The sequence below is a fragment of the Pseudomonas sp. Q12-87 genome, from assembly GCF_001269755.1.
Lineage (GTDB): Bacteria > Pseudomonadota > Gammaproteobacteria > Pseudomonadales > Pseudomonadaceae > Aquipseudomonas > Aquipseudomonas fluorescens_S.
Window position 1 is genome coordinate 45,628 of sequence record NZ_LHVI01000011.1, and the last position, 21,955, is coordinate 67,582.

Annotated in this window: 21 protein-coding genes; 6 read left to right on the forward strand and 15 right to left on the reverse strand. The window is 59.2% G+C overall.

The features are described from left to right. Nucleotides 1-16 precede the first annotated feature (16 nt). From AD663_RS06760 to AD663_RS06770, 3 genes are all read left to right on the forward strand, one after another. On the forward strand, nt 17-535 hold the full coding sequence (locus AD663_RS06760; protein WP_003179171.1) for an ankyrin repeat domain-containing protein: 519 nt from the start codon (nt 17-19) through the stop codon (nt 533-535). A 106-nt stretch (nt 536-641) separates the two neighbouring features. Then, the gene (locus AD663_RS06765) at nt 642-1,172 is read left to right on the forward strand and encodes a hypothetical protein (RefSeq protein ID WP_053213469.1); all 531 of its coding nucleotides are present in this window, start codon (nt 642-644) and stop codon (nt 1,170-1,172) included. Nucleotides 1,173-1,242: 70 nt separating this feature from the next. Further along, entirely contained in the window at nt 1,243-1,434 is a 192-nt protein-coding gene (locus AD663_RS06770; RefSeq protein ID WP_003179174.1) for a PLDc N-terminal domain-containing protein, read from the forward strand. 59 nt (nt 1,435-1,493) lie between these two features. Here the strand turns inward: AD663_RS06770 and AD663_RS06775 are convergent, their stop codons facing one another. From AD663_RS06775 to gcl, 9 genes are all read right to left on the reverse strand, one after another. After that, nucleotides 1,494-2,699 carry an MFS transporter gene (locus AD663_RS06775; RefSeq protein WP_003179176.1) on the reverse strand — a complete coding sequence of 402 codons (1,206 nt, stop codon included), beginning with the start codon at nt 2,697-2,699 and terminating at the stop codon, nt 1,494-1,496. A 319-nt stretch (nt 2,700-3,018) separates the two neighbouring features. Next, nucleotides 3,019-4,017, reverse strand: a complete 999-nt coding sequence (locus AD663_RS06780; protein ID WP_003179178.1) for a sulfate ABC transporter substrate-binding protein — start codon at nt 4,015-4,017, stop codon at nt 3,019-3,021. A gap of 93 nt (nt 4,018-4,110) precedes the next feature. Beyond that, complete coding sequence (locus AD663_RS06785) at nt 4,111-4,935, reverse strand: ion transporter (RefSeq protein WP_003179179.1); 825 nt, start codon at nt 4,933-4,935, stop codon at nt 4,111-4,113. Nucleotides 4,936-4,956: 21 nt separating this feature from the next. Continuing rightward, nucleotides 4,957-5,871: an urea transporter gene (locus tag AD663_RS06790; RefSeq protein WP_053213470.1), complete on the reverse strand. Its 915-nt coding sequence runs from the start codon at nt 5,869-5,871 to the stop codon at nt 4,957-4,959. Nucleotides 5,872-5,995: 124 nt separating this feature from the next. Next, on the reverse strand, nt 5,996-7,411 hold the full coding sequence (gene pyk, locus AD663_RS06795; protein ID WP_053213471.1) for a pyruvate kinase: 1,416 nt from the start codon (nt 7,409-7,411) through the stop codon (nt 5,996-5,998). Further along, nucleotides 7,401-8,681 carry a glycerate kinase gene (locus AD663_RS06800; RefSeq protein WP_053213472.1) on the reverse strand — a complete coding sequence of 427 codons (1,281 nt, stop codon included), beginning with the start codon at nt 8,679-8,681 and terminating at the stop codon, nt 7,401-7,403. The genes pyk and AD663_RS06800 overlap by 11 nt, the downstream gene beginning before the upstream one ends. Before the next feature lie 146 nt (nt 8,682-8,827). Continuing rightward, complete coding sequence (locus tag AD663_RS06805; RefSeq protein WP_003179187.1) at nt 8,828-9,718, reverse strand: 2-hydroxy-3-oxopropionate reductase; 891 nt, start codon at nt 9,716-9,718, stop codon at nt 8,828-8,830. Between the two features lie 179 nt (nt 9,719-9,897). Next, nucleotides 9,898-10,680: a hydroxypyruvate isomerase gene (gene hyi, locus AD663_RS06810; RefSeq protein WP_003179188.1), complete on the reverse strand. Its 783-nt coding sequence runs from the start codon at nt 10,678-10,680 to the stop codon at nt 9,898-9,900. Between the two features lie 129 nt (nt 10,681-10,809). Next, nucleotides 10,810-12,585, reverse strand: coding sequence for a glyoxylate carboligase (gcl, locus tag AD663_RS06815; RefSeq protein ID WP_053213473.1), 1,776 nt, complete (start codon nt 12,583-12,585; stop codon nt 10,810-10,812). Between the two features lie 265 nt (nt 12,586-12,850). Here gcl and AD663_RS06820 point away from each other — a divergent pair, with 265 nt between their 5' ends. Together AD663_RS06820 and AD663_RS06825 are read left to right on the forward strand one after the other, a co-directional pair. Then, complete coding sequence (locus tag AD663_RS06820; RefSeq protein WP_003179191.1) at nt 12,851-13,291, forward strand: heme-binding protein; 441 nt, start codon at nt 12,851-12,853, stop codon at nt 13,289-13,291. A gap of 211 nt (nt 13,292-13,502) precedes the next feature. Then, nucleotides 13,503-13,961 carry a transposase gene (locus tag AD663_RS06825; protein ID WP_003179193.1) on the forward strand — a complete coding sequence of 153 codons (459 nt, stop codon included), beginning with the start codon at nt 13,503-13,505 and terminating at the stop codon, nt 13,959-13,961. A 129-nt stretch (nt 13,962-14,090) separates the two neighbouring features. Here AD663_RS06825 and AD663_RS06830 read toward each other — a convergent pair whose 3' ends face one another. After that, nucleotides 14,091-14,696: a TetR/AcrR family transcriptional regulator gene (locus AD663_RS06830; RefSeq protein WP_003179195.1), complete on the reverse strand. Its 606-nt coding sequence runs from the start codon at nt 14,694-14,696 to the stop codon at nt 14,091-14,093. Between the two features lie 131 nt (nt 14,697-14,827). Between AD663_RS06830 and AD663_RS06835 the strand changes: the two genes are divergently transcribed. Beyond that, nucleotides 14,828-15,742: a DUF808 domain-containing protein gene (locus AD663_RS06835; RefSeq protein WP_003179197.1), complete on the forward strand. Its 915-nt coding sequence runs from the start codon at nt 14,828-14,830 to the stop codon at nt 15,740-15,742. Between the two features lie 3 nt (nt 15,743-15,745). On the opposite strand, the gene AD663_RS06840 is transcribed toward AD663_RS06835, so the two are convergent. From AD663_RS06840 to AD663_RS06860, 5 genes are all read right to left on the reverse strand, one after another. Next, a complete protein-coding gene (locus AD663_RS06840; RefSeq protein ID WP_003179199.1) occupies nt 15,746-16,573 on the reverse strand; it encodes an HAD-IIB family hydrolase in 828 nt (275 codons plus the stop codon). Nucleotides 16,574-16,631: 58 nt separating this feature from the next. Beyond that, nucleotides 16,632-17,300 carry a formyltransferase family protein gene (locus AD663_RS06845; protein WP_003179201.1) on the reverse strand — a complete coding sequence of 223 codons (669 nt, stop codon included), beginning with the start codon at nt 17,298-17,300 and terminating at the stop codon, nt 16,632-16,634. Further along, on the reverse strand, nt 17,293-19,140 hold the full coding sequence (locus AD663_RS06850; RefSeq protein WP_003179203.1) for an aminotransferase class I/II-fold pyridoxal phosphate-dependent enzyme: 1,848 nt from the start codon (nt 19,138-19,140) through the stop codon (nt 17,293-17,295). The genes AD663_RS06845 and AD663_RS06850 overlap by 8 nt, the downstream gene beginning before the upstream one ends. Nucleotides 19,141-19,152: 12 nt before the next feature. Then, entirely contained in the window at nt 19,153-20,349 is a 1,197-nt protein-coding gene (locus AD663_RS06855) for a SidA/IucD/PvdA family monooxygenase (RefSeq protein WP_152632698.1), read from the reverse strand. A gap of 109 nt (nt 20,350-20,458) precedes the next feature. Further along, entirely contained in the window at nt 20,459-21,733 is a 1,275-nt protein-coding gene (locus AD663_RS06860) for an MFS transporter (protein ID WP_053213474.1), read from the reverse strand. Between the last annotated feature and the right edge of the window lie 222 nt (nt 21,734-21,955).

The window sequence follows — 21,955 nt, forward strand, 5'->3', positions numbered from 1 at the left end:
CCAAGTGGAGTTTCCCATGTCCGATACAAGCCGCCAGATGACCCCGGATGAGGCTGCCGAGTTTGCCGAACAGGTGTTCAACGTTGCACGCCAGGGCGACGCTGCCATGATGGCTGCCTTGCTCAGCAAAGGCCTGCCGCCCAACCTGCGCAATCACAAGGGCGACACCTTGCTGATGCTGGCGGCTTATCACGGGCACGTGGAAACAGTGAAAGTACTGCTCGAACACAAGGCCGATCCGGAAATCCGCAACGACAACGGCCAGAGCCCGATTGCCGGTGCGGCGTTCAAGGGTGACCTGGCCGTGGTCACGGCGCTGGTGGACGGCGGCGCGCAAGTGGAAGGCTCGTCCTTCGATGGCCGCACCGCGCTGATGATGGCGGCGATGTTCAACCGGGTGGAAATCGTTGACTACCTGATCAGCAAGGGCGCCGACCCCAAAGCCAAGGACGCCAACGGCGTCTCGGCCCTGGATGCCGCCAAGACCATGGGCGCGGTGGATACCACGGCGCAGTTGGAGAAGTTGCTGGGCTGAAAGGCCAAGCGCTGGTCCCGACAGTTGATGTGGGGATCCTGACTCGACCGATGTGAATGCGCTATCCTGCCCGCCCTCAAAAAACCATTCGCCACAGGATCCACCCATGAAAGCCGCACTCGTCGAACTCATCAGCAAAATCAGCTCCGGCTGCCTGGGCGATGAGGAGATTGCGAAAATCGCTGACGAAGCGGCCCAGGCCTACGCCGCCCCGGCGGCTTTCCTGGCGGCCAACCCGGATATCAACTACGACGACACCTTCCTGATCCCGTTGGGAGAATGGGTGGTGGTGGGCAGCCTGCCGGACACCGTGCTGTTCCAGGCCGACACCTACGTGCAGTTGTTCGAACAGATCGTTGCCTCGTTCGGCCCCGGCGTCGAGTTCAATCTCAAGCCCAAGCAACTGGCGAAAACCGAGGCACTGACTGCGCTCAACCGCATCCAGATCCAGATGAGCAGCCTGAACAAGGAAAGCGGCGGCTACGTGCTGATGAACTTCAGCCAGTTGCTGGACGATGAGCTGCAAATGGTGCTGGTATATGGCGACGACCTGCCGCGGGTGCTCGAACTTTGCACCCAGGTCGGCATTGCCGCCGCGCCGTCGCTGGAAGCCCTCAAGGTCGCGGTCCACGTCTGACACAATAAAACGGAACCCTCGCTGGGGCCCGCTATCCTAAGTGTGCACATCACCACTTGGGAGCGACACCATGGGTTCCACTTTTAATGGTCTGATTGGCCTGATTATCCTGGCGCTCGATATCTGGGCGATCATCAATGTCCTCAAGAGTGGCGCCGAGACCGGGGCGAAAGTCCTGTGGGTGCTGCTGATCCTGCTGTTGCCGGTGCTGGGCCTGATCATCTGGGCGATTGCCGGGCCGCGTGGCAACGTGCGGATTTGACCGCTCCATTAAAAATGCCCGGCCGCCTTGAGCGACCGGGCATTTTTGTTGGGTGGGTATCAGGCCGTTGCCAGGGACTGCTTCTGCGAGGCACTCAAAAAGCGCAGCAAGGCCAGCAACGGGAAGGCGCTGCCGACGATCACCACCCACAACCAGCCGCCGTGCTCGTACAGCGCACTGGCGATCGACGAACCGAAGGCGCCGCCGACGAAGATGCTGGTCATGTACAGCGCGTTCAACCGGCTGCGGCTTTTAGCGTCGAGGGCATAGATGGTGCGCTGGCCGAGGACCATGTTCATCTGCACGCAGAAATCCAGGAGCACGCCGGTCACGGCCAGGCCAATGACGCTGTAGAGCGGATGAATGAACGCCGGCAAAAAGCTCAGGCTGGCAAACAGCATCGCCAGCAGCGAAGCGATGCGGGTGTGGCCCGCATCCGCCAGGCGCCCGGCGATGGGCGCCGCAATGGCGCCAATGGCACCGACCAGGGCGAACAGGGCGATTTCAGTCTGGGACAGGCCGTGGTTGCGTGACAGTTCCAGCGGCACGGCGGTCCAGAACAGGCTGAAGGTGGCGAACAGGCAGGCCTGGTAGAACGCCCGCTGGCGCAACAGCGGTTGCTGGCGCAGCAAGGTGCCGAGCGAGCCCAGCAATTGGCCATACGAGGCGCTATGGTCGGGTTGGCGCTTGGGCACGGTGAGTGCCAGGACGATGCTGATGACCGCCATCAGGGCGGCGGCGATCATGAACATCGCCCGCCAGCCGAAATGGTCTGCCACTACGCTGGAGAGCGGCCGCGCCAGCAGGATGCCCAGCAGCAGGCCGCCCATGATCCCACCCACGACCCGCCCCCGGGATTCCTCCGGCGCCAGGTGCGCCGCCAGGGGAATCAGGACCTGCACCGACACCGAGCTGAAGCCCACCAGCAGCGAGATCAGCAGGAACACATTCGGTTGCTCAGTGAACGCCGCTCCCAACAGGCTGGCAATCGCCACCACTGTGGTGAGGATCATCAGGCGACGGTTTTCCAGCAAGTCGCCCAACGGCACCAGGAAAAACAGCCCCAGGGCGTAGCCGATCTGGGTCAGCGAAACGATCAGGCTCGCCAGGGTGCTGCTCAGGCCAACGTCCGGTGCGATCAGATCGATGATGGGTTGGGCGTAATAGATGTTGGCGACGATGGCGCCGCAGCAGAAGGCAAATAGCAGGACCATGCCGCGGGTCAGGCTTGCGCCGACGGGCACGGTGGAGGAGTGAACACTCATGACAATCTCTTCAGCAGCTTGGGGGATGGCGCGAGGCTAAAGAATTGCGGCGCTCAGGAACAGGCTTTGCGGCTGATATCAGACATGCGCGCCGTTGATGATCGGCTCGACGCTGCTTCTGTGGGTTGGACACTGCTTCTGTGGCGAGGGGATTTATCCCCGATCGGCTGCGCAGCAGTCGTAGGCAATCAGGCAAGGTGGGTAAATTGCTGAACCGCAATGCCTGATCTTAGGGGGGCTGCGCAACCCATCGGGGATAAATCCCCTCGCCACAGGGGATTTCGTTTGCCCTCAACATTGGGCGCTGCTCTTTGCTTTTTTACTGCCCGCTATAGATCTGGTCGAAAACCCCACCGTCATTGAAGTGGGTCTTCTGCACCGTGCGCCAGTCGCCGAAGGTTTTTTCCACCGAGAGGAAATCCACTTTCGGGAAACGGTCGGTGTATTTGGCCAGTACGGCCGGGTCCCGTGGGCGCAGGTAGTTGGCGGCGGCGATTTCCTGGCCTTCAGGCGACCACAGGTATTTGAGGTAGGCCTCGGCAGCTTCGCGGGAGCCTTTTTTCTCAACGACTTTATCGACCACGCTCACCGGTGGCTCGGCTTCGGCGGAAACGCTTGGGTAGATCACTTCGAACTGGTCGCGGCCGAACTCGCGGGCGATCATTTCGGCTTCGTTTTCAAAGGTCACCAGCACGTCGCCGATCTGGTTGGTCATGAACGTGGTCGTCGCGGCACGACCACCGGTGTCCAGCACCGGAGCCTGCTTGAACAGTTTGCCGACGAAGGCCTTGGCTTTGTTCTCGTCTCCGCCGTTCTTCAGCACATAACCCCAGGCCGACAGGTAGGTGTAGCGGCCGTTACCGGAGGTTTTCGGGTTCGGCACGATCACCTGAACGCCGTCCTTGAGCAAGTCGGGCCAGTCCTTCAGTGCCTTCGGGTTGCCCTTGCGCACGATGAATACCGTGGCCGAGGTGAATGGAGCGCTGTTGTTCGGCAGGCGGGTGACCCAGTTCTCCGGCACCAGCTTGCCGTTGTCCGCCAGGGCGTTGATATCGGTGGCCATGTTCATGGTGATGACATCCGCCGGCAACCCGTCGATCACCGAACGCGCCTGCTTGCTGGAGCCGCCGAAGGACATCTGCACCGTGATGTTTTCGTTGTGCTCGGCCTGCCAGTGTTTCTGGAAGGCGGCGTTGTAATCCTTGTAGAAATCGCGCATCACGTCGTAGGAAACGTTGAGCAGGGTCGGGGCGGCGTGGGCCAGGCTGCCGAAGGTCAGGCCAGCGGCCAGAAGGGAGGCGCCAAAGAAGTTCTTCACTGCGAATTCCTTTTTATAGGTCAGGGGTCCGGGCAATTAGCCAGCACACTAGCGGCAAGCCAATAGGCCTTCAAGTATTAAAAAGTGCTTTGCTTATTCCAATTTCTTGAATAGCGCGTTGCCGCAACGGGAGCAAAACGCAGCACCGTGTTCGTGGCTGTTTTTCTTGCACACCGGGCAGTCGTGCTGGAGTTGGTCACCGCGCATCGCGGTGGCCAGTTCTGCCGTGAAAATACCCGTGGGCACGGCAATGATCGAATAACCGGTGATCATCACCAAGGATGACACGACCTGGCCCAGTGGCGTCTTGGGCACGATATCGCCAAAGCCCACGGTGGTCAGTGTCACGATAGCCCAATAGATGCCCTTGGGAATGCTGCTGAAGCCATGCTCGGGGCCCTCGATGACGTACATCAGCGTGCCGAACACGGTCACCAGGGTCGATACGCTGACCAGGAACACAATGATTTTTTGCTTGCTCCCCCGCAGCGCCGCCATCAGGTAGTTGGCCTGCTTGAGGTAAGGGCTGAGCTTGAGCACCCGGAAAATCCGTAGCATGCGGATGATTCGAATGATCAGCAGGTATTGGGCATCGCTGTAGTACAGCGCCAGGATCCCGGGCACGATCGCCAGCAGATCCACCAGGCCGTAGAAACTGAAGGCATAGCGCAGCGGTTTGGGCGAGCAGTACAGGCGCAGGCCGTACTCTACGATGAAGATGAAGGTAAAGCCCCATTCGATCCCGGCCAGCAGGGCCGCGTAGTTCTTGTGCACGCTGTCGATGCTGTCGAGCATCACGATGATCAGGCTGGCGAGGATGATCAACAGCAGGATGCTATCGAAGCGCCGGCCGGCCGCCGTGTCGCTCTGAAAAACCATGACGTAGAGACGTTCACGCCAGTTGTCGCTGCTGTCCATAATCTTCGCCTGAATTCGAGATCAGCGAAGCCTAGGGTGATTGCCCCGCGGAGCGCAAGGCGCGCTGTCGAGGCTGGCCTGATGCCACGCCCGGCCTGTGGCCTGGATCAGCCAGCAGGCGAGGATGAAGGGTGCCGTCAGGGGAGGCAGGCCGAGGGCGGTAAAACCTGGCGTGAGCATGACCGCCAGGAGGATGCCCAGCAGCGGCAGCCATGGCTGGCGGTGCTGTCGACTGATGGCCAGCGCTACCAGGACGCAGTTGTAACCGCCCAGCCCCGAAAGCGCGGCTGCGTTTTCATGCTGCGACAAGGTGAAGACGAGGCCGACGACGGAACCGAACAATGCCCAACCGGCGGCGCGACGGTTGGCCAGCAGCAGGCCTGTGGCGATCAGCGCACCGGCCACTGGGTGGCCGAGAAACATGACCTGGCCCAGCCCGCTCAAATGAGCGGCCAGCAGGTTGGGTATCGTCATTTCAATCGAGATGGGCGGGGACTGCGGCGAGGTAAAACTCATCAGCAGCCAAGCCAACCCTACAAAGGGCGCGGTGTAGGCGGGCAGGCATCGATGGCCTCGGGTGCGCTTGAGCCATTGATGGGTCAACATCGCACTGAGGCCGCCGCTGGCGATGATCAATGGCGGCAGCAACGCTGACCAGGGCAAGGTAAGGCTCAACAGCAACCCCAGCAGGATGCCGTTGTAACTGAACAAGCCGGCTTGTCGATCAGCCTTTGCATAACCGCGGCGCTGGGCCGTGAGCAGCCCGGCCACGCCGCCCAGCAACGCACCGCCGAACAGGCTGGGCGCGGTGAACAGAATCGCCAGCATACACAGCAGGCCGCACAGTGGATGACGCTGGAGGAAGATCTGGCTGAAGCCGTTGAGCAGGGCAGTGGCCCAGTCGGGGCAGTGGGTGTTGGAAAAATGGTTGGGCATGATGGGTCAGGGATAAGAGAACACGGTGGCGAGGGAGCTTGCTCCCGCTCGGTTACGTAGCAACCGTCAGCAAGAGGGGGCCGCTGCGCGGCCCAGCGGGAGCAAGCTCCCTCGTCACAGGAATTTAGATCAACGTCTCGATACGCAACGAATTCGTCGACCCCGGCTGACCGAACGGCACGCCGGCGGTGATCAGCAGCGTGTCACCACGCTGGGCTATGCCTTGGGCCTGGGCGATTTCCAACGCGGTGGAACACACCTCATCCACCTGCCGCAGCCGATCGTTGACCACCGAGTGCACGCCCCAGGCCACCGTCAGGCGGCGGGCGGCCTGCAGGTTTGGGGTGAGGTTGAGGATCGGCACGGTCGGCCGTTCCCGCGCCGCACGCAGGCTGGAACTGCCCGATTCGCTGTAGTTCACCAGCACCGCCACCGGCAAGATGCTGCTGATCCGACGGATCGCGCAGCTGATGGCATCCGAGACCGTGGCCTCGGCTTTCGGCCTGCTGACATCCAATTGCCCTTGATAGTCAGGACCATTTTCCACCTGGCGAATGATCTTGCTCATCATCTGCACGGCTTCAAGGGGGTAATCGCCGGACGCCGTTTCCGCCGAGAGCATCACCGCGTCGGCCCCTTCGGCCACGGCGTTGGCCACGTCGGTGACTTCAGCGCGGGTCGGCGCCGGGGAGAAGCGCATCGATTCCAGCATCTGGGTCGCGACCACCACAGGCTTGCCGAGGGCACGGCAGGTACCAATGATGTTCTTCTGGATCTGCGGCACACTTTCGGCCGGCACTTCGACCCCCAGGTCACCGCGAGCGACCATGATCGCGTCGCTCAACTCGGCGATTTCCCGCAGTTGCGTCACGGCCGACGGTTTTTCGATTTTCGCCATCAGGAACGCCTTGTCGCCGATCAGCGCGCGGGCTTCGCGGATGTCCTCGGGGCGTTGCACGAACGACAGTGCCACCCAATCCACGCCCAGTTCGAGGCCGAAGCTCAAGTCGCGACGGTCCTTGTCGGTCAACGGGCTCAAGTCCAGCAGCGCCTGGGGTACGTTCACGCCTTTGCGATCAGACAGTTCGCCGCCATTGAGGACTTCGGTGTCGATGGCGTCACCGTGTTTGGCGGTCACGCGCAGGCGCAGCTTGCCGTCGTCCAATAGCAGGTCCATGCCGGGCCGCAGGGCCGCGATGATTTCCGGGTGGGGCAGGTTGACCCGACGTTGGTCACCGGGCGTTGGGTCAAGGTCCAGGCGCAGGGCTTGGCCGCGTTGCAGCAGCACCTTGCCGTCGACGAACCGGCCGACCCGCAATTTCGGCCCTTGCAGATCCATCAGAATGCCCAGCGGATAGTTGAGCTGCTGCTCGACCTCACGGATCCAGCGGTAGCGCTGGGCGTGGTCGGCATGTTCGCCGTGGCTGAAGTTCAGGCGAAAGATGTTCACACCGGCCTGGACCAGTTCGCGGATGTCATCGATACCGCGGGTCGCAGGGCCGAGGGTCGCGAGGATCTTGACCTTTTTATCAGGCGTCATGTTTGGGGTTCTCGAGAATCAGGATGGCGCGAAAGTCGTTGACGTTGGTGCGGGTCGGTTCGGTGACGATCAGCCCATCCAGCGCGGCGAAGTAGCCATAACCGTTATTGTTGTCCAGCTCATCGCTGGCACTCAGGCCCAGGTCGGCGGCGCGGCGATAGCTGTCTGGGGTCATGAGGGCGCCGGCGTTGTCTTCGGAGCCGTCGATGCCGTCGGTGTCGCCGGCCAGTGCATAAATGCCGGGATAACCCTTGAGGCTGTCGGTCAGGCTCAACAGGAATTCGGCATTGCGCCCGCCGCGGCCATCGCCCCGCACGGTCACCGTGGTTTCGCCGCCGGAGAGGATCACGCACGGCGCCGCCAGCGGTTGGCCGTGCAGGGCGACTTGCCGGGCGATGCCGGCGTGGACTTTGGCCACGTCCCGGGACTCGCCTTCCAGGTCGCCCAGGATCAACGGGCTGAAACCTGCCTGGCGAGCTTTCACCGCCGCTGCATCCAGCGACTGCTGGGGACGGGCGATCAGTTGGAAATGACAACGGGCCAGGCTCGCGTCGCCGGGTTTGACGGTTTCCGATTCCGCGCTATGCAGCCAGTCGAGCACCGAGGCCGGAACTTCGATGTTGTAGCGCCTTAGAATTGCCAGGGCCTGGGCGGATGTGCTCGGGTCGGCCACGGTAGGACCGGAGGCGATGACCGTGGCCAGGTCACCCGGCACATCGGAAATGGCATAGGTGTACACGGTCGCCGGCCAGCAGGCCTTGCCCAGGCGCCCGCCCTTGATGGCCGAGAGGTGCTTGCGCACGCAATTCATCTCGCCGATGGTGGCGCCGGACTTGAGCAAGGCCCTGTTGATCGATTGCTTGTCGGCCAGCGTAATGCCCGGCGCCGGCAGGGCCAGCAGCGCCGAGCCGCCGCCGGACAACAGGAAAATCACCCGGTCCTCTTCATTCAGGTTGCTGACCAGCTCCAGCACCCGTCCGGCCACGGCAAGGCCGGCGGCGTCGGGCACCGGGTGGGCGGCTTCCACCACTTCGATTTTCTGACAGGGCGCGCCGTGGCCATATCGGGTCACCACCAGGCCAGTGACTTCGCCCTGCCAGCAGCGCTCGACCACTTGGGCCATGGCGGCGGCCGCCTTGCCGGCACCGATGACGATCACCCGGCCGCTGCGGTCACTGGGCAGGTATTGTTCAAGGACTTGCTGCGGATGGGCCGCGTCGATGGCTGTGGCAAACAGCTCGCGCAGCAATTGTTGCGGATCGACCGACATGGCGGGCTCCTGATTTTTATTATTAGTCTTGATGAAGTCCCCTGTGGGAGCGGGCTTGCTCGCGAAGACGGCGGCACATCCGATAAAGATGTTGACTGATCCACCGCTTTCGCGAGCAAGCCCGCTCCCACACAGTTTTGGGGATATCAGTTATCGCGAATCGAAAAATTCGCCATATGCTCCAGCCCCTTGATCAGCGCCGAATGGTCCCATTGGCTGCCACCGATGGCCGCGCAAGTGCTGAACACTTGCTGGGCGTTGGCGGTGTTGGGCAGGTTGATGTTCAGTTCCCGGGCGCCTTGCAGGGCCAGGTTCAAGTCCTTCTGGTGCAGGCTGATACGGAAGCCCGGGTCGAAAGTGCCCTTGATCATGCGTTCGCCATGCACTTCCAGGATCTTCGACGAAGCGAAGCCGCCCATCAGGGCCTCGCGGACCTTGGCCGGATCGGCGCCGTTCTTCGAGGCGAACAGCAGCGCTTCGGCCACGGCCTGGATGTTCAGCGCGACGATGATCTGGTTGGCAACCTTGGCGGTCTGGCCGTCGCCGTTGCCACCGACCAGGGTGATGTTCTTGCCCATGGCCTGGAACAGCGGCAGGGCGCGCTCGAAGGCGGCGCTGTCGCCGCCGACCATGATGCTCAACGTTGCGGCCTTGGCGCCGACTTCACCGCCGGACACCGGGGCATCGAGGTACTGCGCGCCTTTTTCGTTGATCTTCGCCGCGAACGCCTTGGTGGCGGTGGGCGAGATCGAACTCATGTCGATCACCACCTTGCCCGCGCCCACGCCGGACGCCACGCCATCGGCGCGGAACAGCACGTCATCGACCTGCGGAGTGTCCGGCACCATGACGATGATGAACTCGGCTTCCTGGGCAACTTCCTTCGGGTTGGCCAGCGCCACCGCGCCGCCGGCCAGCAGGTCGGCCGGGGCCGCGTCGTGATGCTGGGACAGGAACAGGCTGTGGCCGGCCTTTTGCAGGTTCAGTGCCATGGGGTGGCCCATGATGCCGGTGCCGATGAATCCGATTTTAGCCATGAGAGAATCCTCTTGTTGTTAGATGTCCGGTGTCTCTGGGTTCGGTGTCTCTGTGGCGAGGGAGCTTGCTCCCGCTGGGTCGCGAAGCGGCCCCAGAAATCCATGCCGGGTGAAAAATCATGCGTCTGCTTCGCAGCCGAACGGGAACAAGCTCCCTCGCCACAACAGCTCGCGCTGGGTCAGATTGCGTTATGGGCTTTCAACCATCCCAATCCCGCTTCGGTGCTGGTCAGCGGTTTGTATTCACAGCCGACCCAACCCTGGTAACCGATGCGGTCCAGGTGTTCGAACAGGAAGCGATAGTTGATCTCCCCGGTGCCCGGCTCGTTACGCCCCGGGTTGTCCGCCAGTTGCACATGGTTGATCTCGCCCAGGTGGGTCGACAGGGTGCGGGCCAGATCACCTTCCATGATTTGCATGTGATAAATGTCGTATTGCAGGAACAGATTGGCGCTGCCCACCTGCTCGCGAATCGACAGGGCCTGGGCGGTGTTGTTCAGGTAGAAGCCGGGGATGTCGCGGGTGTTGATGGCTTCCATCACCAGTTTGATGCCCTTGGCTTGCAGCTTTTCGGCGGCGTACTTCAGGTTGGCGACGAAGGTTTTCTCCACCAGGGTTTCGCTGCAGTTGCGTGGGCGAATCCCGGCCAGGCAGTTGATTTGTGTGTTGCCCAGTACCTGGGCGTAGGCGATTGCCAGGTCGACGCCGGCGCGGAACTCCTCGACCCGGTCCGGCAGGCAGGCGATACCGCGCTCGCCCTTGGCCCAGTCGCCGGCCGGCAGGTTGAACAGCACTTGGGTCAGGCCGTTGGCGTCGAGCAAGGCCTTGAGTTCGGCAGAGCTGTAGTCATAAGGAAACAGATACTCGACACCACTGAAGCCGGCCTTGGCGGCCGCTTCGAAACGGGCGAGGAAATCCTGCTCGGTAAACAGCATGGACAGGTTGGCGGCGAAGCGTGGCATGGTGGTTTCCTATCAATATATGGAAGGCCCCTGTGGGAGCGGGCTTGCTCGCGAAAGCGGTGTGTCAGCCGACATCTTTGTTGGAACTGAAGTCGTCTTCGCGAGCAAGCCCGCTCCCACACTGGGGTATCAATCGAGTAACGAAATCGCGGTCGGCGCATCGTTGCCCACCAGCGCCAGGTCTTCGAATTCGTTGACCGCGTTGATCTCGGTGCCCATGGAAATATTGGTCACTCGCTCCAGGATGATCTCGACGATCACCGGCACCTTGAACGCCTCGATCATCTCCTGGGCCTTGCGCAGCGCAGGCTGGATCCCGGACGGTTCGAATACCCGCAACGCCTTGCAACCCAGGCCTTCGGCGACGGCAACGTGGTCCACGCCATAACCGTTGAGCTCCGGCGCGTTGAGGTTGTCGAATGACAGTTGCACGCAGTAATCCATGTCGAACCCACGCTGGGCCTGGCGGATCAGGCCCAGGTAGGAGTTGTTCACCACGACGTGGATGTACGGCAGCTTGAATTGCGCGCCTACCGCCAGCTCTTCGATCATGAACTGGAAGTCATAGTCGCCCGACAGCGCCACGACCTTGCGGCTCGGATCGGCCTTCACCACCCCCAGGGCGGCGGGGATGGTCCAGCCCAAGGGACCGGCCTGGCCGCAGTTGATCCAATGCCGTGGTTTGTAGACGTGCAGGAACTGCGCCCCGGCGATCTGCGACAGGCCGATGGTGCTGACGTAGCAGGTGTCCTTGCCGAACACCTGGTTCATTTCCTCGTACACGCGTTGTGGCTTGACCGGCATGTTGTCGAAATGGGTCTTGCGCTGCAGGCTGGCCTTGCGCTGCTGGCAATCTTGCAGCCAGGCGCTGCGGTTCTTCAGTTTGCCGGCGGCTTGCCATTCGCGGGCCACTTCAATGAATACGGTCAGGGCCGAGGCGGCGTCGGAAACGATGCCCAGGTCAGGCGTGAACACGCGACCGATCTGGGTCGGCTCGATGTCCACATGGATAAAGGTACGGCCTTCGGTGTAGACATCCACCGAGCCGGTGTGCCGGTTGGCCCAACGGTTGCCGACACCCAGCACCACATCCGACTTGAGCAGCGTGGCGTTGCCGTAGCGGTGGGACGTTTGCAGGCCGACCATGCCGACCATCAATGGGTGGTCGTCCGGAATCGTGCCCCAACCCATCAGCGTCGGAATGACCGGAATGCCGGTCAGTTCGGCAAACTCCACCAGCAGGTCGCTTGCATCGGCGTTGATGATGCCACCGCCGGCCACCAGCAACGGGCGCTCGGCCTGATTGAGCATCGTCAGGGCTTTTTCGATCTGCACGCGATTGGCGGTGGGTTTAGCCAGGGGCAGCGGTTGGTAGGCCTCGATGTCGAATTCGATTTCGGCCATCTGCACGTCGAACGGCAGGTCGATCAGCACCGGGCCCGGACGCCCGGAGCGCATCTCATAAAACGCTTTCTGGAACGCGTAGGGCACCTGGCCCGGCTCCAGCACGGTGGTCGCCCACTTGGTGACCGGTTTGACGATGCTGGTGATATCCACAGCCTGGAAATCTTCCTTGTGCATACGGGCGCGGGGGGCTTGCCCGGTGATGCACAGGATCGGGATCGAATCGGCCGAGGCGCTGTAGAGCCCGGTCACCATGTCGGTGCCGGCCGGCCCCGAGGTACCGATGCAAACGCCGATGTTACCGGCCTTGGTCCGGGTGTAGCCCTCGGCCATGTGCGAGGCGCCTTCAACGTGGCGAGCGAGGACATGATCGATGCCGCCAACCTTTTGCAGGGCGCTGTAAAGCGGGTTGATCGCAGCGCCCGGAATGCCGAAGGCGGTGTCCACGCCTTCACGGCGCATCACCAGGACGGCGGCTTCGATTGCTCTCATTTTGCTCATGGTTTTGTGCCTCTTACGTTTTGTAATTGTATACAAGTGGCTGTGCGAAGAGTGTATTCACGCCTGGCGACGCAGGTCAATCCATTTCCTCAAGCATCTGTTTCATTTGCAATCGAGGTGGAAACACGGCGTCTGCTCGTCGGAAAATGCACTTTGTTGGAATTATTGTATACAAAAATATCGTTTGTTGTGCTCTATTTGCGGTATTCGGTTTCGCCGAGGTGAAACCCGCATGGCTTCCCCATGACAAAAGAAGGACAGAACCATGAGCGCTCTAACCTTGAAAATTGCCAACGACTTGGCAGGACAAGCCCTGGCCACGGGCCGTGAAATCGCCGCCGCACCGTTGACGGTCGCGATCCTCGACGGCGGCGGACACCTGATCACCTTGCAGCGCGAGGACGGCGCCAGCCTGCTTCGCCCACACATCGCCATCGGCAAGGCCTGGGGGGCCATCGCCCTGGGCAAAGGTTCGCGCCTGCTCGCCCAGGACGCCCAGCAACGCCCAGCGTTCATCGCGGCGCTGAACAGCCTGGGGCAGGGCAGCGTCATACCGGCGCCGGGTGGGGTGTTGATCAGGGATCAGGAAGGCTATGTGGTAGGAGCGATCGGCATCAGTGGAGACACTTCGGACGTCGATGAGCAGGTGGCGGTTCAGGCGGTCGAGATATTGGGGTTGCGGGCGGATGCGGGGGTCAGTGCTTGATGCTTTTTCCACTTGGCTGGCGCCATCGCGAGTAAGCTCGCTACCCCAGGGTTTGGTGCTGGAAACAAAATGTTCGAACACCACAAAGCCCTGTGGGAGCGGGCTTGCTCGCGAAGGCATTCGTTCAGACATATTCAGCTAAAAGTCCGACCGGGATTTTTTTGTTCCACCGCTAGCCTTTCAGGACTTCACTAAGAAAGGATGCCATGGAATGCCTGCATACTCAGCTTCACACCGTCTGCGCATCGGTCGCTTTGCGGAGCAAAACCGCATCTATTTACTGACAGCCAACACGCTGAAGCGCGAGCCGGTCTTCAAAGACTATGCCTTGGGGAGAATGGTCATCCGTCAGTTCAAGCAAATACAAGAACAAGGTCTAGCAGACTCTCTGGCCTTTGTTGTCATGCCTGATCATTTCCATTGGTTGATTCAACTGCATCAGGGGTCCTTGGGCCAATTGATGTGTCAGGTAAAATCAATGAGCGCCAAGGCAGTTAATGAGGCTGATAACAGAAGCGGAAGCCTATGGCAGCAGGGGTACCATGATCGCGCTTTGCGCAGGGAGGATAATCTAGTCAAGCTCGCTCGCTATGTTGTCGCCAACCCGCTGCGGGCGCGTCTGGTGAAGCGACTTGGGGAATATCCGTTGTGGGATGCCATCTGGGTTTGACTTTCAATTGAGTCGCCATCTTCGCGAGCAAGCCCGCTCCCACAGGGTTTGGTGCTGGACACAAAATGTTCGAACACCACAAAGCCCTATGGGAGCGGGCTTGCTCGCGAAGGCGGTGCTAGCGGTCCATCAATCCGGCTCACACCCCTTCAGCACCAACCGAATAATCGTCTGTGCCGCCGCTTCATAGTCGGCTTCATCCAGCTTCGCCTTGCCGGTGACTGCGGTGATTTGCCAGTCGAAATCGGCATAGGTCTGGGTGGCGGCCCAGATGCTGAACATCAAGTGGTTGGGGTCGATGGGGGCGATTTGGCCGCGGTCGATCCAGGTCTGGATGCAGTCGATGTTGTGCCGGGCCTGGGCGTTGAGTTGCTCTACCAGATCGGGGCTCAGGTGAGGGGCGCCGTGCATGATTTCACTGGCGAAGACTTTCGAGGCGAAGGGCAGGTCGCGGGAAATGCGGATCTTGGAACGAATGTAGTGGCTCAACACCTCGCCCGGTACGCCGTCGGCGTTGAAGGGGGTCGAGGCCTGGAGGATCGGCTCGATGATGCTTTCCAAGACCTCGCGGTAGAGGTTTTCCTTGGACTTGAAGTAGTAATAGACGTTGGGCTTGGGCAGGCCGGCCTTGGCCGCGATGTCGCTGGTCTTGGTCGCGGCGAAGCCCTTGTCGGCAAATTCCTCGCTGGCGGCACGCAGGATCAATGCTTTGTTGCGCTCGCGGATAGTGCTCATAAACCCAGGGGTTCCTTGCCTGTTCTGGCGGTGGCGCATGGTAGCACCGGCCTCGCGCGGCGCTCAAGAATGCCCCCAGGCCGCGCCGCTCGCGGTATGCTGCGCGGCATTATCATTCAGGGAGCCTGACCATGGCCGGAAGCAGTTTGCTGGTATTGCTCGATGACATTGCCGCCGTACTCGACGATGTTGCGTTGATGACCAAGATGGCCGCCAAGAAAACCGCCGGCGTGCTCGGCGATGACTTGGCGCTCAATGCCCAGCAAGTTTCTGGCGTGCGTGCCGAGCGGGAACTGCCAGTGGTATGGGCGGTGGCCAAGGGTTCGTTCATCAACAAACTGATCCTGGTGCCGTCGGCGCTGGCGATCAGCGCCTTCGTGCCCTGGCTGGTCACGCCGTTGCTGATGGTGGGTGGCGCGTACCTGTGTTTCGAAGGGTTTGAAAAACTTGCCCACAAATTCCTTCATGGCAAGGCCGAAGACCAGGCCGAGCATGCGCAACTGGTCGAGGCGGTGGCTGATCCGGCGGTCGATCTGGTGGCGTTTGAAAAGGACAAGATCAAGGGCGCGATACGCACTGATTTCATCCTGTCGGCCGAAATCATCGCCATTACCCTCGGCACCGTCGCCGCCGCGCCGCTGACCCAACAGGTGATCGTGCTGTCGGGAATCGCCATTGTCATGACCATCGGTGTCTATGGCCTGGTGGCCGGGATCGTCAAGCTCGATGACCTGGGACTCTGGCTGACCCAGAAGCCAGGGCAGGCAGTCAAACGCATCGGCGCTGCCATCCTGAGTGCTGCGCCCTACATGATGAAAAGCCTGTCGGTGATCGGCACGGCGGCGATGTTCCTCGTCGGCGGCGGTATCCTCACCCACGGCGTGCCGGCGGTGCATCACTGGATTGAAGGCGTGGCGGCCAATGCCGGTGGTGCCGGGTTTATCGTGCCGATGTTGCTTAATGCTGTGGCAGGGATCGTTGCGGGTGGGGTGGTGTTGCTGGGCGTCATGGCCGTGGCCAAGCTTTGGAAAGCGGTACGAGCCTGAACCTCAGGATTGCGTTACCAAGTGAATCGGCGCCAGTACATGCGCCGAAAGGTATCGGGCCACGGCTTCGTCACTGCAGGCGCCAATGATCTGCGCATCGGGCAGCGCCTGGGTCACTTCTTGATGAGCTGTTCCCATGACGACCGCCTTGCCTGCAATTGAGAGCATGCCAATGTCGTTCATGCCGTCACCAAAGGCGATGCACGCGCCAATGGGGACATCAAGAAACGCAGCCAGCTGTTTCAGGGCATGGCCCTTGCAAACGTCGCTGGCCATGACTTCCAGGCACCACGTAAACGAGAAGACCGTGCTGATGCGATTTGCGAATCGCCGCTCCAGTCGCTTCTGCAAAGTCAGTAAAGCATGGTGATTTTTTTCGTTCTGAAAGAAAAACACCTTTTCGACGTTTTGCGTGGGCCACATGTCGGGTCGGATCACTGCCGGTTGAAAATGCGGGTTGCGGTTAAAGTCGCCGACATCATGCTCACGGCTGATTAACCAGCCGCTAGGACCGTACAGGTTGATGATCAGGTCAGGGCTGTGACGGGCTTCTTCAATCAGCCCTTGAACGACGTCGTCAGGCAGCGCTTTGCAAAGCGTCAGCCCACTACACGCGCTGCTGATCCTGGCACCGTTGGACGTGATCAGATGCAAGGGAGGCGAGTTTTTGTGAAGCAGTGTCTCGACATCGGCCTGTTGCCGACCCGTTGCCAACACCAGATGCAGGCCGGCGTCGTGAAGGTGGTGCATCACCGTCCGGGTGTACGTTCCCAGCGTATCGCCGGGCAATAGCAAGGTTCCGTCCAGGTCCGTAGCAATTAATGAATACATGGTGTTTCTCGAATAATTTACCGGGCCACAACCAACGGGCGTGACCCGGTACGGTGGATCAATGTCGGCCAAGCATCTTCAGCGACTGCTCACGGGTGAACGTCATCCGCTCCTCCAGCCGGGCGTTATCCTTCTCGAAGTAGATGCTTTTCTCTTCGTGACGTTGCTCGAACGGGGTAATCGTATCGAGCAGCGGCAGCGTGTCGATCAACAACTGGCGCGCGTAGCAAATCGCCCGATTGTAGGTATCGATAACTTCTTCGAACTCAGGGTAAATACAGAACGACACCTGATTGAGAATCGGGCCGTCGTCGATGCCTTCATTGATTTCATGGAGGGTTACCCCATGTTGGCGCTCGCCATTCTTCAGCGCCCAGTTGACGGGACGTACCCCACGGTACTGTGGCAGGTACGACAGATGCAGGTTGACGATGCGCTTGCAGCAGTCAATGTAAGTCCGAGGCAGTATTCGTTTGTGAAAAATCACCAAGCACAGGTCGCATGAAAAAAGGCCTTCCTTGTAGCCAGGCAGGTCTTCTATCTTGCCGCTTTCAATGAGGGGAATGCCCTTGTTCCGGCAGTACTGGATCAAAGTGAGTTCGCTGCTCACTGGCTCGAACGGATCCGCAACCACATAAGAGATGATGTGGTCGGGTGAGGCGTCGAAGTAGTTACAGGCAAAAATCGCCAGCTCACCTTTACCGCAGATCACCACATTCCTAGGCATGAGACAGTTCCTTTTTCATGTGTGTACTACTCGGTGTCGTCAGTGTCTGCATGATCGATTTCAAGGCGCTTACCAGTTGATCGTTCTCCTGGCGGGTGCGGCAGGAAATTCTCAGGTAGTGGTCTGAATCGGTGTTGCGCTTGCCAGAGCAATCCTTGACATAAAGGTCGTGCTCAAGCAGAAGGCGACACAAGGTTTGCGCCGGGACCTGCTCGGTCTGGCAATACACAAAGTTGGAGTCGGTCGCAAAGGCTGTAATGCCTTCGATTCCGTCCAGCGCCTGGCGCAACGCCTGAGTGTCACGGATGACCTGCTGGCAGCTGTCGAGGTATTCCTGTTTGTATTGCGGGAGATGCAGCAACATTTCCTCGGCAAAGCCATTGAGATTCCAAATGGGCAGTAGTGAATTGATCTGTGCCAGCAAGCCGTGGTTTGCACTGGCGAGGTAGCCGATACGGATCCCCCCGATGCCGAATGTCTTGCTCATACTGCGTATGACGGCCAGATTCGCATGCTTGTCCAGTGATGACAGCAGGGTGTTCGCGGCGCTGGGTGAAAAGTCCAGAAACGACTCGTCAACAATCAGCGCGATCTCCAGTTCAGCCAGTTGGCCGGCCAGTTCCGAGAGCGCTGCGGCTGGCGTGAGACGGCCGGTAGGATTGTTTGGCGATTCGATGACGACGACCGATGGGCGCTCTTTCTTGGCGGTCTGCAATACGGCATCCAGAGCGAGCTTAAAGCCCTGATCTGCGTAGGTGTGATAACTGATCGTGCGCTCCTCACCGAATACATTGGAGTATTCGTTGAAGGACGGAACGGTGACCAGCACTTTGCCTGGATAGACAGCGGGCAATAACTTAATGATTTCTGCTGCGCCATTGGATACGCAAAGCTGTCTGGCGGGTACGCCAATGAATTCGCTCAGTGACGCTTCAATAAGTTTCCGGCCGCCCGGATAGTTAAGGAGGATATCGTCGAAATTTTCCTTGATCCGGTCTTTCATCTGCTGCGGAGGAAAATGAAAATTATAGATCAAGGCGAAATCAAGGACGGGATAGCGCCAGTAGCCACCGTGGCGGCTCTGGAGAAATGCCAGGCGATCTCGACTGGAAATGTAATTGCACACCGTCAGGTCATAATAATTGTCGACCTCGTACCACTCGGTCGAAGGCACCACTGCCGCCTCGAAGTCCCACGTTCCGGTCTTGCACGCTTGTTTGAAGACGTCTTCGTAATAGGCGTTCAGGTTACCCTCTGCGACCTGAGCCTCCAGTTGCGCGCGCACATGGCTGGCGAACCGCGGAGAACCTATCCGATACAGATTAACGGTCTTGTACTGTTCCTCCCGCACCTGATGATTGCCATCCTTGGTCGAGCCAAAACTCTTGAGCTGCCCCTCATGAAGGTTCGCGTAGGTACCTTCCATGTTTTTCCCAAGTGGCGAAACCAGTGCAACCAGGTCGCTTGACGTGCGCAGCAGCTTTTCCAGGCAGGCTTCAGAGAAAAAGATGTCACCTTCAACGATGAGGGTGTCATGACCGATGTGTTGGCGAGCCAGGTACAACGAATAAATGTTGTTGGTCGTCTCCCAGTCCGGGTTATGCACGTACTCGATATCCAGTAGGGTTTCCAGGCTCTTCAGATGCTCGGTAATGATCTCGGCCTGATAACCCACTACCACCACGACCCGCGTGATGCCATGCAGCTGAAGATTGCTCAACGCGTTATCTATAAACGCAATGTCGTTGGTTTTGACCAACGGTTTGGGCATGTGACGGGTGCGATTGGCCAGGCGGCTGCCACGTCCGGCGCATAGAATAATGGCTGTTCCAGTGTTCATTTAATGTCCTTATTAATGAAAGATGAGCCGGGGTACCACGTGTTGATAAATCCACACGCCGTCTATCCGGCCGCTGAAGCTTTCCTCACCGCCGCTGTCCCCCCCGGTCTTGATGCCGGCACCCAAGCCGAAGGCGTGGAAGTTTGCCAGCGTTTGATTCGATACCGTGGTGGGGTTCAGGCGGTGATCCACGATCAGGCCGTGGCTGTCCTGGCGCAGGCTGATAGGAGAGCCGTCGATGTCGAGCAGTCGGACTGGCGTTGCGCTGAAACCGGTGCATTTGATCGCCAGATCGACCAAGTCAAGACGCATGCGCAATGTCTCTGGGCCGTCGGCATTGATATTCACAACGGTGAGATTGGGAATTTCTCCCCGTTGGATCTTGCGAGCAAATGTGAGCGAGTCATACCGAAGGCCTGAGTATCGATTGACACGTTGGCTGGCTTGGCAAACATCCGCGTCGACAAAAGGGTAGCCCTGGGCCAGCGCTGCTTGTGGAGAATCAAAGAAAAGCTTGAAGTCACGTTTGACAAGCAGTTGGATGGGGCCTTGAAAATCCAATTGTTCAATCAGGCGGATCAAGCAAGAAACGGCGCTGTGGGATGAGCCCACAATTGCAATGCTCTGGTAACGGCCTGCCTTGATTTGTTTGTCATACTGGCCTTTGAGCATGGCGTCGCTATTGATGGCATTCAGTTGAGGCAAGGCCATATCGTTGACTTGTCCGCCGAGGTTGACCATGACTTTTTTGCACAGTGCCTGCCGGGTCTGGCCATCTACCGTATAACGCACGGCATAGCGTCCATCTCCAGTCAGCTGAATTTCTTCGACGGTGGATAAGGTCGATACTTCGAAGCGCTTGTAAAGCGTCTTGTGTTGCTGGACGAAGGCGCCTATCTGTTCCAGAAACCGTCCTACGTGGCGCAACTCGACCGCCTCCTCACGTCGCTCGCTGAAATACCTCCATTGCGCCGTGGTGCGCAGGTATCGGCTGAGTTCATCATGTTTGTCCTGAAATTTTTCCAGGAACACGCCACCCAGAGAGTTGGCGGTAATGCGGTACTGTCCGATCGCGCCGCTTCCCAAAGTTTCGGATTTTTCCAGGATCAAACACCGGTGGATATCCTCCCTCTGTATAAGATCCGGCAACAATGAAATGTTTGCGGGCCCTCCGCCACATAAAATAATGTCGTAGTCGTCCTTGTTCATTCTTTCTCCGGTTTCGAGAGGGATACTTAAAATAGTAATTTCAAGGCGCAGAAATGCCTGAGGTCATTGTCAGCGGCCTCGATAGAAGGGCTGGTGCAGGCTTCAGGTATTACCGGCCGATAGGGAGTTCCTGGCCGATGGCGCAAGTTCCATGTTTGTTGTTAGTTAAGTTGCGATGTTTCAAACGGGTGAAAATAACGGCGAAGGTAAAGGCCATGAAGAGACTGGTCGCCGCCAGGAAAATGAACAGTGCCGTTCCGCTCAACGCCTGTATAAAAAATCCTCCGACAAGGGGTGCCACGGAAAAGCCAATACTGTAAAGCGACGCGGCGCCAAAGTAAGCGCCTCTCAGGTTTCGAGGCGCCAGGCTGTCGACAAATAAGTTCAAACATGGGAACAGAAGGGCTTGGCTAAGGCTTAACAGCAGAACCGCGCCGTACCACAACAGTTGCAGATGATAAAAGTGGGCCGCCAGTGCCATACCTGCCTGACTTGAAATCAGCAATACAGAACCGATATGGATCTTCGTCTCGAGTCGTACCTGTGCCAGCGCCTTGGCCAGTGGCAGTTGAAGCAGGACGATTACCGTGGCATGCAGCACGATAAGATTGGCGATAAAAGGCAGGTAGCCCTCAAACGCCAGCGAAGCCATCAACTGGGGCACGCTGGAGTCGAAGTTGCCGAAGATGAACATCATGACAACGTTGTTGATCACAAGCAGAAGGAACACATGATCCCGGGAGAGGATTTGCAAGGTGCTTCGCAGGGAGGTGGTGTTCATGGCTGCCAGCGTAATGCCCCGCCCGAACACCATGACGCTCGCCAGCAGGGCCAAATAGGAAATCGTCACCAATACAAAGGACAGGGAATCTGCAGAGATGCCGAGCTTGAGCCCGAAGTAGGGACCTACGGCGGCTCCGGCATTGAGGAAAAAGTAGCGCAGATGCATGGCTCGTTCCACCAGAAAGCGGGACTCGATGACATCGCCGATGACCGTCTTGATTGGATTGTTGACCAAGGCCCAGGAGAGATTGGCCAACAGCGTTCCGGCGATGTAGCCCTCTGCCTGAGTGCTGACCCCCAGCAGAAAATAGGAAACCATCGCCACCACGCAACCGGCCATGATGATTTTAAGTCGGCCAATTTTGTCGGAAAGGTATCCGCTGTAGAAGCTGGCCAACGAGGACAGTGCGATAGAGCAGGTCAAAATAACGCCGATGGTCGATGTGTTGAAACCGAACCGTGTGTATAAAACAATCGAAATGAATGGCCAAACCATCATCGATGTAGCGCGAGTCAAGAACGTTCCAACGAACAGCATCCATATAAAGAATGGCAGCGATGAGAGATAGCACTTAATGCGGGCAAATGGGAAGGCGAGCATAAATAATCACACGGGGTGTAATGCTTGAGGCACGACACTGAGGTAATAAAGCGCAAACGACGAGACTTGAGTGTCTGAAGTTTAACGAAGAGCAGACGCTATAGCGTGACTCATGAACAAGGTGTGCTCAGTCATTTTATGTAGCGAGCGCAGGTGCGTGATGAAATCTGCTGTTCGAAGCATCGGGGTGATGCGCAGCAATGGAAGGGAAGTTTTTTCATA